General features: G+C 68.4%; 12 protein-coding genes. 10 read left to right on the forward strand and 2 right to left on the reverse strand.

Annotation, left to right across the window (positions count from 1 at the left end; genetic code table 11):
* Positions 1-4: 4 nt before the first annotated feature.
* From LZ012_RS16730 to phoB, 8 genes are all read left to right on the forward strand, one after another.
* Positions 5-997: a thioesterase domain-containing protein gene (locus LZ012_RS16730; protein ID WP_275712035.1), complete on the forward strand. Its 993-nt coding sequence runs from the start codon at positions 5-7 to the stop codon at positions 995-997.
* Between the two features lie 125 nt (positions 998-1,122).
* A complete protein-coding gene (locus tag LZ012_RS16735; RefSeq protein WP_275712036.1) occupies positions 1,123-2,040 on the forward strand; it encodes a class I SAM-dependent methyltransferase in 918 nt (305 codons plus the stop codon).
* 177 nt (positions 2,041-2,217) lie between these two features.
* A complete protein-coding gene (locus LZ012_RS16740; protein ID WP_275712037.1) occupies positions 2,218-3,051 on the forward strand; it encodes a class I SAM-dependent methyltransferase in 834 nt (277 codons plus the stop codon).
* Complete coding sequence (locus LZ012_RS16745; RefSeq protein ID WP_275712038.1) at positions 3,048-4,190, forward strand: PrpF domain-containing protein; 1,143 nt, start codon at positions 3,048-3,050, stop codon at positions 4,188-4,190. Before LZ012_RS16740 ends, LZ012_RS16745 begins: the two co-directional genes overlap by 4 nt.
* 28 nt (positions 4,191-4,218) lie before the next feature.
* On the forward strand, positions 4,219-5,508 hold the full coding sequence (locus LZ012_RS16750; protein WP_275712039.1) for a carboxylate--amine ligase: 1,290 nt from the start codon (positions 4,219-4,221) through the stop codon (positions 5,506-5,508).
* An 81-nt stretch (positions 5,509-5,589) separates the two neighbouring features.
* Positions 5,590-6,318, forward strand: coding sequence for a WbqC family protein (locus tag LZ012_RS16755; RefSeq protein WP_275712040.1), 729 nt, complete (start codon positions 5,590-5,592; stop codon positions 6,316-6,318).
* A 189-nt stretch (positions 6,319-6,507) separates the two neighbouring features.
* Positions 6,508-8,166 (forward strand): ATP-binding protein, encoded by a 1,659-nt coding sequence (locus tag LZ012_RS16760; RefSeq protein ID WP_275712041.1) that lies wholly within the window; start codon positions 6,508-6,510, stop codon positions 8,164-8,166.
* Positions 8,163-8,903: a phosphate regulon transcriptional regulator PhoB gene (gene phoB, locus LZ012_RS16765; protein WP_275712042.1), complete on the forward strand. Its 741-nt coding sequence runs from the start codon at positions 8,163-8,165 to the stop codon at positions 8,901-8,903. Before LZ012_RS16760 ends, phoB begins: the two co-directional genes overlap by 4 nt.
* 9 nt (positions 8,904-8,912) lie before the next feature.
* Here the strand turns inward: phoB and LZ012_RS16770 are convergent, their stop codons facing one another.
* Together LZ012_RS16770 and LZ012_RS16775 are read right to left on the reverse strand one after the other, a co-directional pair.
* Positions 8,913-9,290, reverse strand: a complete 378-nt coding sequence (locus LZ012_RS16770; protein WP_275712043.1) for a VanZ family protein — start codon at positions 9,288-9,290, stop codon at positions 8,913-8,915.
* A 158-nt stretch (positions 9,291-9,448) separates the two neighbouring features.
* A complete protein-coding gene (locus LZ012_RS16775) occupies positions 9,449-10,840 on the reverse strand; it encodes an undecaprenyl-phosphate glucose phosphotransferase (protein ID WP_275712044.1) in 1,392 nt (463 codons plus the stop codon).
* A gap of 302 nt (positions 10,841-11,142) precedes the next feature.
* Here LZ012_RS16775 and epsA point away from each other — a divergent pair, with 302 nt between their 5' ends.
* Both epsA and LZ012_RS16785 read left to right on the forward strand, forming a co-directional pair.
* Positions 11,143-12,012 carry an XrtB/PEP-CTERM-associated transcriptional regulator EpsA gene (gene epsA / locus LZ012_RS16780; RefSeq protein WP_275712045.1) on the forward strand — a complete coding sequence of 290 codons (870 nt, stop codon included), beginning with the start codon at positions 11,143-11,145 and terminating at the stop codon, positions 12,010-12,012.
* Between the two features lie 93 nt (positions 12,013-12,105).
* The gene (locus LZ012_RS16785; protein ID WP_275712046.1) at positions 12,106-12,390 is read left to right on the forward strand and encodes a hypothetical protein; all 285 of its coding nucleotides are present in this window, start codon (positions 12,106-12,108) and stop codon (positions 12,388-12,390) included.
* The last annotated feature ends 123 nt before the right edge of the window (positions 12,391-12,513 follow it).

The raw sequence follows: 12,513 nt of genomic DNA on the forward strand, positions 1-12,513 counted from the left end.
TTGCATGAACGGCGTCGCCGCACTGCTCGAGGAGCTGCACCGCCGCGACATCGAACTGCGCGTCAGCGGCACGCGCCTGTTCTGCTCGGCCCCGCCCGGCGCCCTCGGGCCTGAGCTGCAGGCCCTGCTGCGCGACCGCAAGCAGGACATCCTCGCTTTCCTCACCGCCGCACAAAGCCAGGCCGCCCATCCGCCGGCTATTGTTCCCTTGCAGGCGAACGGCTGGCGGCCGCCGATCTTCGGGGCGGCCGGCCATAACGGCGACGTGTTCTGCTACCGAGCCCTGGTCGGGCACCTGGACGGCGACCAACCGTTTTTCGGCCTGCAACCGCCGGGCCTCAGCGGGCACTCGACCCCGCTCACTTCGATCGACGAACTGGCCACTTATTTCGCCGAACAGATCCGCGCCTTCCAGCCCACCGGCCCGTGCGTCATCGCCGGCTACTGCGCCGGCGGCGCCATCGCCTTCGAACTCGCCCGCCAGTTGATCGCCCAGAACGTCGAAGTGCTCCGCACCGTGCTCTTCGGCAGCCCCAGCCCAACGTGGTATCACCCGCTGCCGCAGCTGCGCCTGCAAGCCATCGAGCAATCGACGCGGCTCGCCCGCCATGCCCGGGCGCTGCTCGCCCTGCCCTGGCCGGAACTGCGGGCCTATATCGACGACGGGCGGCAACGCCGGGAAGCACGGCGCAGCGAGGCCCGCCAGCGCGCTGCCGATCCGGTCATGGTCCGGCGCGCCGCCGTCGAAACAGCCACCCTGCAGGCCGTACGGCGCTACCGGCCGGGCTACCTGGCCGGCCGGCTGTGCCTGATCCTGCCCAACCACCGCTGGCGCCACGCCCACGACCGCTGGCTGGGCTGGCCGCCCGATCTAGCAGCGCACACCGAGGAATACTGCGGCACGGGCGACTGCGAGAACGACGAGATGCTGCTCGCGCCACAGGTGGCGCCATTTGCCGGATTCCTCCGCCGCTGCCTGGATATCGATACGCGCTGAGGACTTGAGTGCCGGGGACTGCGCCAAGCGGTCCATGCAGCGTGCCGAATGCACCATGGGGAAGGGCGGGATACTGCCTGCGGAAGCATCTTCCCTGTTCGCCGCATCCCGCCAGGAGAAGCCTCGTGAATACCGGAAACCTCAGCACGGAAGCGCTGCATTTCGCCAGGCAGGTCCTGTCGAATCAGGTCGCCCACTTCGCGCCGGGAATCTATACCCGCCTGACCCGCCGGACGGGCCGCGGCGACGCCGTCACCGAGCCGCTGCAGGTGGTCTACTACTTCCTGGAGTGCTTCCGCGATTACCAGGAACAGCTCGATCTGCCCGGCGACGCGGTGGCCGATTACCTGCAGGGCAAAAAGATCCTCGAATACGGGCCGGGCGACACGCTGTGCATGGCGTTGCTGTTCTATGCCCACGGCGCCGGCCAGGTCGATTGCGTGGACCGCTTCCCGCTCTCCCGGCTGACGGCCAACAACATCGGCGCCTACTACCATCTGCTCAACACGCTGCCGGCCGGGCCGCGCGAGCGGGCGCAGTCGGCCTTCAAGCACAAGAACCTGGTGAGCAGCGGCTTCGATCCGGCGGCCATCGCCTATCGCGTCACCCCGGACGGACTGGCCGGCAATGGCGGCAGCTACGACCTGATCCTGTCCCGCGCCGTGCTCGAACACGTCAACGACCTCGAGGAAACGATGCGCGACATCAAACGCAACCTGAAGCCGGGCGGCCTCTCCATCCACAAGGTTGATCTGAAGAGCCACGGCCTGGACCGCCACGCCGACTTCGACTTCCTGACCCGCCGGCCGCTGGTGTACCGGTTGATGTACAGCCACAAGGGCTGCCCCAACCGCTGGCGGGTCAACAAGTACCGCGAACTGGCCGAGAAGGTCGGCTTGCGCCTCAAGACGCTGACCCCGACCGGCCGCCTGGCCGCCGACAAGGTCGAGCACATCTACCCCGAAGCGGCGCGCCATTTCGGCAATATCTCGCCGGAAGAGTTTTCCTGGCTGGGTTTCTGGATGACGCTGGAACATGCCTGAAGCATCGACAGACGGGCCGCTGGCCCATTCGGATCAACGGCCATCCCAACTGTAATGCATGCGCCGAGGCAGACTGAACCCCTCCGTTCCGGGCGAACGCCCGGGCCGAACCGCCTGCGGGAGCGCCATGATCGTCGCCATGCCATTGTCAACCAACGTACCGGGAGCCGGACGGTGATGCCGGATAGCGATCTCGCCATGGCCCCGGTTCGCCGGCGTTTTTCGCGTGCCGACGCGGCCGACCGCTGGAATGCGATGTACGCGACCGAAACCGAATGCCTGGAGGACGAGAATTTCCGCACCCGCCGCGACTTCGCCGTCGCCTACGTGCTGATCAACTCCCGCCCCGGCGACCGCATTCTCGACCTCGGCTGCGGCACGGCGCCGGTGCTCTGCGAATTGCGCCGCAGCGGCCTCGACGCGGTCGGCCTCGACTATTCGCAGGACATGCTGGCGCACGCCCGGACCCGGCTGCGCTCGCAGGGCCTCGACGCCTCCGGCCTGGAGCAGGGCGATTGCCGCAATACGCCGTGGCCGGCAGCGAGTTTCGATACCGTGGTCTGCCTCGGCGTGATCAGCTATCTCGAAGACTACGACCCGGTGCTGGCCGAGATCGACCGCCTGCTCAAGCCCGGCGGCACGCTGCTGATCAGCTTCCGCAACGCCTGGAACCCGGTCTTTTCCGACCCCGTGGCGCTTGCCCGGCGCGCCCTGCGCAGCCTGCTCACGCCGCTGCTCGGCCCGCGCCGCGAAAGCTTCGCCATCGGCCGCTTTCTCGATTTCCGTACCGTCACCGCCAAACTCGAGGCGCGCGGCTTCCGCTACCGCGACTTTTTCGGCATCGGCTTCGGCCCCTTCCGCATCGCCGGCCACAAGCTGTTCGGGGAACGGCGGGCCATCCGCCTCAGCCAGCGCCTGATGGCACTGTGCACCCGATTCTCGCTGCGCCGCCCGCTGCGCTGGCTGACCGATGTCAGCCTGTGGGTCTATCGCAAGCCCGGTGGCGCATGAACGGCATACCCTGCGCCATCGTCCGCGGCGGGACCAGCAAGGGGGTCTTCCTGCTCGAGGAACACCTGCCGGCCGACCCGGGCGAGCGCGACCGCCTGCTGCTCGCCCTGATGGGCAGCCCCGATCCGCGGCAGATCGACGGCCTGGGCGGCGCCGACCCGCTGACCAGCAAGGTCGCCATCGTCTCCCGCTCGACCCGCGAGGGCATCGACGTCGAATACGAATCGCTGGAAATCGGCATCGGCGAGGCCCAGGTCAACCACGGCCTGATGTGCGGCAACCTGATCGCCGGCGTCGGCTATTTCGCCATCGCCGAGGGCTTGATCGCGCCGCAGTCACCGGTGACGACCATCCGCATCTTCTGCCGCAGCAACCACAAGGTGATCGCCGCCCGCATCCCGCTCGCCACCATCCCGGGCGATGCCGGGGCGGGGCGCAGCGAGCCGCCGCCGGTCAGCCTGCGTTTCGAGCGCCCCGGCGGCGCCATCACCGGTCAGCTATTGCCCGCCGGCGAGCCGGTGTCGCTGCTGCCGCTCGCCGCCGGCCGCTTGCTTGCCGTTTCCATCGTCGATGCCGGCACGCTCTACGCCTTCGTACTGGCTTCCGCCCTGGGCCTGAGCGGCGACGAGAGCGTCGCCGCGCTCGATGCCGACGCCGGCCTGCGTGCCAACATCGAAGCCCTGCGCGAGCAGGCCGCGGCGCACATCAACCGGCGGCATGCCTCGCCGCTGGCGGCCATCGGGCCGCGCCTGGTCAAGGTCGCCATCGTCGGCCCGCCGCCGCCCGGCCGGCGCGACGTGGACATCGTGGCGCGCATCATCAACCGCGCCAAGACGCACAAGGCCTATGCCGTATCCGGCGGCATCTGCCTGGCGGCGGCCGCCGCCGTGCCGGACAGCGTGGTCAATACCCTCTTCGCCCCGCACCAATCGCCCTTCGCACTGCGCATCGGCCATCCGTCGGGCGTCCTGACCCTGACCACGCGCTGGGCGGCCGGCCGCGACGGGGTGCTGATCGAGGCCGCAGAAATCGCCCGCGACGCCCGCATCATCCTGCGCGGCACCGCCTATCCGCCGCCGGCCGGCGCCGCCATGCCGCTCCGGGCGGTAGCCTCCCGGCTCGAACCGTTCGCCTTGTAGGCCTCGCCACGCTGACCGGGAGACTCCCGTGCCCAACCAGACCGCCTTTGTCCTGACCCACGAGTCGGACCCCCAGCGCACCGCCAAGGCGACCAGCCTGATCGCCCTCGCCCTGACCCGCTCCCTCGGGCGGCAGGGCATCCCGGTGGTCCGCATCCATCCCAACCGTCTCGACCGCAGCCTGGCCTCGCGCTATTGCAGCGCCGTCGAGGTGTCTCCGGATTTCTACGCCTCGGAAGCGGCGCTGCTCGACTTCCTGCTCGCCCTGGCCCGGCGCTACGAAGGCCTGCGCGTGCTGATCCCGGGCAGCGACGACTGCGCCTGGTTCGTCGCCCGCTACCATGCCGAACTGAGCGCCGCCTACGCCGTCGTCGCGCCGCCCGGCACGGTCATGGAAACCATCATCGACAAGCAGCGCCAGTACGAGAAGGCGCAGACGCTGGGCATCCCCATCCCGGAAACCTACTTCCCGGACAGCCTGGAAGAGGTGGTGGAACTGGCCCCGCGCCTGGCCAACTACCCCTACGTGATCAAGCCGCTGGTCGCCCATACCTGGCGGCGGGCCACCATGAAGGGGGTGTCGCAGGGCAAGAAGGGCTTCGCCGTGCGCAATGCCGACGAACTGCTCGGCCGCTACGAGGAAATCGCCCGCGGCGACCGGCGGATCATGATCCAGGAAGTGATCGGCGGCGCCGACGACCGGCTGTACACCTTCCTCTCCTGTTTCGATGCCCAGTCACGGCCGCTCGGCTACTGCATCCGCAAGAAGCTGCGCCAGCTGCCGCTTGATTTCGGCTACTGCACGCTGACCGAGTCCTGCCACGACGAAACGGTGCGCGAGCAGTCGCTGCGCCTGCTCGCCGGCCTCGGCTACCAGGGCATTTCCGGCGTCGAATGGAAATGCGACCCACACAGCGGCATCTACAAGCTGATCGAGGTCAATCCGCGGGCGGTGAACACCACCGCCATCGCCGCCGCCTGCGGTGTGGACCTGCCGGCCATCGCCTTCCGCGACAAGGCGGGAACGGCCGGGGAAGCGGCCACCGAATGGGTGGACGGCGTCAAATGGATCAATTTCGAGCAGGACATCTGGGCCGCGCGCGCCCTCAACGGGGCGGGCAAGCTGGGCTGGCGGGCCTGGTGGCGCTCGCTGTCCGGCCGCAAGGTGGACGCCGTGTTCGCCCTCGACGACCTGAAGCCCAGCGTCGGCCATTGCCTGGGGTTGCTCCGGGCCCGCCTGCGCCGGCTGTGCGGAAGGCTGGCCAGCGCCACGGGACTGCCCGGCGGCCGGCCGGTAGCCGGCAGCGGCACGCCCTGAGCCATCCGGACCGGCCGTCCGGCGCATGGCTTAACAACCCGCAGGACTAGTCTGGTTCCACTCCAATCCGGGAGAAATCCGATGATCGTCGCGACCCACCAGCCGCACTACCTGCCTTGGCTCGGCTACCTGGACCGCATGGAAAAGGCGGATCTTTTCGTCATCCTCGATCACGTCCAGTTCGAGCGCCGCAACTACCAGAACCGCACGCACATCCTGCTCGACGGCGTGCCGCGCTGGCTGACCGTGCCCGTCGTCCAGGCCTCGCAACAGGAGCGGGTGATCGACAAGCGGATCGAGAATCCGCCCGGCGACAAGAAATCCTGGGGCCTCAAGCATTACCAGACGCTGCGCCACGCCTATCGCGACGCGCCCTTTTTCGATCTCTACGGGCCGAAACTGTTCAAGATCCTCAGCACCTGCCCGGAGCGTCTGGTCGACATCGACCAGATGACGCTCGATTTCCTGCGCGAGGCGCTCGATATCCATACCCCGCTGATCAACAGCTCCGATCTCAAGCTCAGCGGCGCGCGCTCGGAACTGATCCTCAACCTCTGCCTGGCGGTGGGTGCCGACACCTACCTGGCCGGCATGGGCGGGTCGCGTACCTATCTCGACCGGGCGATGTTCGACAAGGCCGGGGTGCAGATCGTCTGGCAGGAATTCCAGCACCCCATCTACTTCCAGTGCGGCGGCGCGCCCTTCATGCCGGGGCTGTCGGCGGTCGACCTGCTGTTCAACCACGGCCCGCAGAGCGTCGACATCCTGCACCGCCAGACCCGGCAGCGGCGCGTCGCCGAAGTGGCCTGAGGGCTTGAAACCCGCCGGCTACGGGAAACACCGTAGGCGGAATACAGCCTGCGCCGTATGTCCATGATGCGCCCGAACCCCGAAAATCTGCGCACGGCTCATCCATTGTGAAGATCCGTCGCGTTCTCCGGCGGGCCGGAAGAACCAGCCCGGCCGCTTGAGCCGCCATCGTTTTCGCGAGGTCAAGGAATGTACGGCATATCGACAACACCCAACCGGAGTACCGCCGGACGCCTGCCCAGGGCCACCGCGCCGCCGCCCACCGACCCCCGGCACAGTGCAGCGGCCAGCCACGATGCCCTGGCCGCCATGAGCCACGAATTGCGCACCCCGCTCAACATCGTGGTCAATCTGATCGATCTGCTGCAGCAGACCCGGCCGACACCGGAGCAGCACGAATACCTGGAACTGCTGAAAATCGCCGGCAGTTCGCTGCTCGCGGCGGTCAACGGCGTCCTCGAATTCGCGCGGATCGACGCCGGGCAGTACGAAATCGAAGTCCACCCCTTCCCGCTGCGCGCCTTGCTGCGCGATACCCTGCGCCTGCTCGCCGTCAAGGCCAGCGCCAAGGGGCTGGCGCTGCGCGGCGAGATCGCGCCGGAAGTGCCCGACACCCTGCTCGGCGACCCGCTGCGCCTGCGCCAGATCCTGGTCAACCTGATCGGCAACGCCATCAAGTTCACGGAACACGGCGAAATCACCGTCCGCGTCGCCCTGCAGGCCGGCACCGGCGACGACGTGAGCTGCCGGTTCAGCGTCAGCGACCAGGGCATCGGCATCGCGCCCGAGCAGCAGGCCGCCATCTTCGCCCCGTACCGCCGGATCGAGGGGGGCAGCGCCCGCCCCGTCGACGGCTGCGGCCTCGGCCTGGCCATTTCGGCACGCCTGGTCGAGATGATGAACGGCAATATCTGGGTGGACAGCGCGCCCGGGCAGGGCAGCACCTTTCACTTCACAGCCTGCTTTGGCTATGACGCGGCTGCAGCCGACACCCCGCCGGAACCGGCCCCCCTTTCAGCGCCTGCCCCCCATTTCGCGCCGGCACCCGGTGCGGCGCGGCGGCCGACCATCCTGCTCGTCGAGGACAACCCGACCAACCGCCGGCTGACCGGGATCGTCCTCGAAAAGGCCGGCTATCGCGTCCTGCTCGCCGCCAGCGCCGCTGCCGCCTGCGCCTGCCTGGAGCGCGAAAGGCTGGATGCCGTCCTGATGGACGTGCAGCTGCCGGACGGCGACGGCTTCCAGGCCACGGCGGCGATCCGCCGCCGCGAGGCGGCGCACGGCGGCCATGTCCCCATCATCGCCCTGACCGCCCGCACCCTGTCCGGCGACAGCGCGCGCTGCCTGCATGCCGGCATGGATGCCTACCTCGCCAAGCCGGTCGAGCCGGCCTCGCTGCTCGCCATCCTGCATCACATCACCAGCCAGCAGACTGCCACCGGCCGGCCGCGGCGCCCGGCCGTGGTCGATCGGCGCACCCTGCTCGGCCGGGTCGACGGCGACCGGCGCCTGCTGCGCGAGGTACGCGATCTCTTCCTGCGCGACTGTGCCCGCCTGCTTGCCCGGGTGCGCAGCCTGGCCGGCCGCGATGACGAACGCCTGGCGGCGGCGCTGCATACCCTGCGCGGCATGTGCCAGAGCCTGGCGGCACCGGCTGCAATAGCTGCCGTGTGCGCCCTCGAGGACAGCCCGCCCGGCAGCCGGCAGTTTGCCGGCCGCCTGGCACGGCTCGAATTCGAGATTCGCCGCCTGCGCCTCGATCTGCTCGTACTGGCCGGCGCCGGCCGCCGGCTGCGCTACCACCTGGCGCGGCGCGGCACGGCCGATGGCGAAGGAGCTCCGGGATGATCAGTTCGATACTCGTGGTCGAGGACGAGGCCGTCACCCAGCGCCTGATCCAGGCCAATCTCGAACGGGCCGGCCACCAGGTGCGCTGCGCCACCACGGTGCTCGCCGCCGAGGCCGAAATCTGCAAGCTGCTGCCCGACCTCATCCTGCTCGACTGGGTGCTGCCCGACATTTCCGGCCTGACGCTGGTGCGCCGGCTGCGCGCCGACCCGCGCACGCGCGAAGTGCCGATCATCATGCTCACGTCGCGCGGGCGGGAATGCGACAAGCTGACCGGCCTCGAAGTCGGCGCCGACGACTACATCAGCAAACCCTTTTCGCCGCTCGAGCTGCTCGCCCGAGTCAAGGCCGTACTGCGCCGGCGGGCGCCGCAGCTGACCGACGACGTGGTCGAGTTCGAAGGCATCACCATCGATCCCGGCGCCAACCGGATCACCGCCGGCGGCCGCGACATCGAGCTGGGCGCCATCGAATTCCGCATGCTGCATTTCTTCGCCACCCATCCCAACCGGGTGTACAGCCGCACCCAGCTGCTCAACGAGGTGTGGGGCGACCACATCTTCGTCGAGGAACGCACCGTCGACGTGCATATCCGCGGCCTGCGCCGGGCGCTGGCCCCGTCCGGCCACGACTCCCTGCTCGAAACCGTGCGCGGCACCGGCTACAGCTTCCGCAACAACAGCGCCGTCCGCATCGCCGCGCCGGCAGTGCCGACGCCGCCGCCCGGGGTGCCCTGAGGCGGCGCTTCAGCGCCGCAGGCGAGGGAGCACGACGACAGCCAGCACGGCGGCCGTCAGGTCGGTGAGAAAGTCGGTGTAGTCGGCCGAACGCCCGGGCAGGCTGATCTGATGCCACTCGTCGGCGGCGCCGATGCTGGCGGTCAGGATGACGACGACGAGCGGCAGATGGCCGTCGAGGGCGACCCACAGCAAGGTCGCGATGGTGAAGAAGGCGGTGAGATGGGCCAGCTTGTCGAGCGGTTCGGGAAACAGCCCGACCGCCACCGGCTTGGCCCCCAGGTAGAAAAGCAGGAAGACGAAAAGGATGGCCCCGCACAGGCAGAACCAGCGTTGGCTGAGGGCAAAGGCGCGAACGGACAAGGCGATCTCGATCAATGGATTCAAACTGGCAACCTCGGTTGGACACGACCGCCGCCACCCGGCGGGCGAATCGCCGTGCGGGCGTCAAAGCCGGCATGGGTGCAGCCGGCCGGAGAGGGATATGCGGTCAACGGGGGTTTCAGGAGGGGGTTCAGGGGGAATTGCACGGGAGGTTTCACGGTTCAGTAGGCGTTCGGCTTCTTCCAGACGACGAACAGGGTTTTCAGGATGATTTCCAGGTCCCAGCGCAGCGACCAGCCGCGCAGGTAGGCAAGGTCGTAATCGACGCGCCTCTGCATCTTTTCCAGAACATCGGTCTCGCCGCGCAGGCCGTTGACCTGGGCCCAGCCGGTGATCCCCGGCCTGACCTTGTGGCGCAGCATGTAGCCGTTGATCAGCTTGCGGTACAACTCGTTGTGGGCGACGGCATGCGGGCGCGGCCCGACCACGCTCATCCGCCCCTGCAGCACGTTGATGAACTGCGGCAGTTCGTCGAGCGAGGTGCGGCGCAGGAAGGCGCCGAGCCGCGTGACCCGGCTGTCGTTGCGGGTGGCCTGGCGGATTTCGTCGCCATCCTCGGCCACCGTCATGGTGCGGAACTTGTAGACCACGATCTCGTGGCCGTCGAGGCCGTAGCGCCGCTGGCGGAAAATCACCGGGCCGGGCGACTGGATGCGGATGGCGATGGCGATGGCCAGCATCAGGGGTGCGATCAGGATCAGGATCAGGCTGGCCAGGACCAGGTCGCTGGCCCGCTTGAGCGGCCCGCTGACACCGTAATGGGGCGTCTCGCAGATGCCGACCACCGGCATGCCGCCCACCGTGTCGAGGCGCGCCTGGATCAGGTCGCAGACGAAAATGTCGGGCGTGAAGTAGATCGACGCAGTGGTGTCGCGCAATTCGTCGAGCAGCCTCAGGATGCGCGGCTGCGACGCCATGGGCAGCGTGATGTAGATGCGGTCGATGGCGTGCTGCTTGACGTAGGCCGCCACCTTGCCGAGCGGCCCGAGCACGTCGCCATCGCTTTCCGGGTGCAGGCGCGAGGTCCGGTCGTCGAAATAGCCGGCGATGCGGATGCCGAGGTCGGGTGCGCCGGCGAGGGCGGCAGCGAGCTGCCGGCTCAACTGCCCGCGGCCGACGATGATGGCCGAGCGCGGCCCACCCTCGGCCGCCATCACGAAGGGCAGGACGAGCGGAAACAGGTAGTGGATGGCAATCTGCAGCAGGGGCGTGAGCAGCGCCCAGGCCACCAGCACGCGTGGATCGAAGTGGTCGAGCAGTTGCGTCGCCCAGCCGAGCAGGAGCAGCAGGGCGACCACCAGCAGCCAGCCGGAGAGCACGCTGGCGATGGTTCCCGCCAGGCTGCCGCGGCGCGGCGAGCGCCCGGGGAAGGACAGCGCGAAGACGAAGATGGCGAGGATCAGGTAGGCGCCATCCACCGGCTGGCGGAAAAAGGCGGCGCACAGCGGCAGGGCGAGCGCAGCCAGGGCCGGGCCGAGCAAGGCGCGCATCAGTCCGGTCGAGGTAAGCGCATAGCCCTGCAGGTAGGGTCCGGACGGATGGACGATTTGCACGATGAGCCACCAGGGCCGGTCAAGCTGAGCGAACGGGGCGAACGGCAACCGGCTCGCTCATCGGGCAACTCTCGCGCGGCACCGGCGCGGCGTTCGTTGTTGCATGGCGTTCTCCAGGCTGGTTCACGTCGCTGCGAATCTAGGCCGCCGCCTTTAAGGCCCCGGCCGGCCGCCCTAGGCCGTTCGGCGTATTCCGGCGCCCGCTGCCGCCAGCGGCGCGCAAGTGATTAGCCGTGCTTAATCACTACTTAATATCCCCTTCGCAACACTGGTAACCATCCATTTTCTGAGCGGGGCGACTCATGCAACTCACCGACCTCCAGACTCGCGCGACCGATACCGCCCAGGCCAGTGCAGAACCTTCCAGCGGAGAGGCCATGCCCAATCCCGGACCGGAATCGTCGTCGCCCTTCATCGACCCCCTCGAACTCGAGGCTTTGGGGCTGATCCTCGAACATTCCCTGAAGGTGCATACCTCCCATCATTTCTTTTGCTGGACGCAGGGCCTGCTGCAGAACCTGATCCGCCACGAGGTGCTGATCTGCGCGCTGCGCAACGGCGAGTCGAACAACTTCCACGTCGACAGCTTCTCGTCCGCCGCCGGCGAGCCGACCGTGGTTAGCAACCTGTTCGGCCAGGACACGCTGCTCGTGCCGCAACTGATCAAGGAGTGGGAGGAAAACGACTTCCGCCCGGTATTCCTCGACCTGGCGCACAGCGACATGGCGGTCAACAGCCCGCTCGGCCGCGAACTGAGCCGCATGGGCGCCACCGAGGTCTTCGCCCACGGCACTTACGACACCTTCGGCTGGCCGGTCAGTTTCTTCATTTTCGGCTGTACACCCGGCAGCATCGCGCCCCGCCACTACCCGCTGGCGGCACTGCTCGTGCCCTCGCTGCACACCGCCTGGATCCACACCCAGTTCACGCGCCAGGCGCCGCTCTGGCAAACCCGGGGCCACGCCGGCAGCAGCGACCTGCTGACCGCCCGCGAGCAGGAAATCCTCGGCTGGATCTACCGCGGCAAGAGCAATATCGAAATCGGCATGATCCTCGGCATCAGCCCGCTGACCGTGAAGAACCACGTGCAGAAGATCCTGCGCCGGCTCGACGTCCTGAACCGTGCCCAGGCCGTCGGCAAGGCGCTGGCCCTGCGCATCCTGGATGGCTAGGAAAACGTCTCAGATTTTCGTCATTCCCGCCTCCGCGGGGATGACATTTCCGAATCGATCGGTGCTTCCCAACCTGATGCGGAGGGATTCACGATGCAAATCCTCAAACTCCTGGCCATCGCCATCCTCACCATCCATCTGGCCGGCGCGGCGGAGCCGGCTGGCTCCGGCAGTCCACCCGTTCCGCGGCTCGTCAACGGCGGGGCGGAATCGCCGGCCGGCCAGGAACGGCATCCCGGCTCGGTGCTCGACCCGCCAGCCGACGGCGACGGCTATCGCTTTTCGCTGGCCATCGAGCCGCAGCCGGAGAACTGGAGCCTGCTGCTCGGCGGCTTGCTCAGCATCGGCTTCATCGTCGGCCGCCGGCTGGCGAACTAGGCGGCGGGGTCGCGGGCGGCTGGTCCAATCGGCACATGCCGGAACGGCGGCGGAATCCCAACAGCTTGCTTAGCCTGCTTTCGATGCCGCAGCCGGGCCCGGCCCGCCGACTCCGCTCCGGCA

It is taken from the genome of Dechloromonas hankyongensis, from assembly GCF_022012295.1.
GTDB classification, from domain to species: Bacteria; Pseudomonadota; Gammaproteobacteria; order Burkholderiales; family Rhodocyclaceae; genus Azonexus; species Azonexus hankyongensis.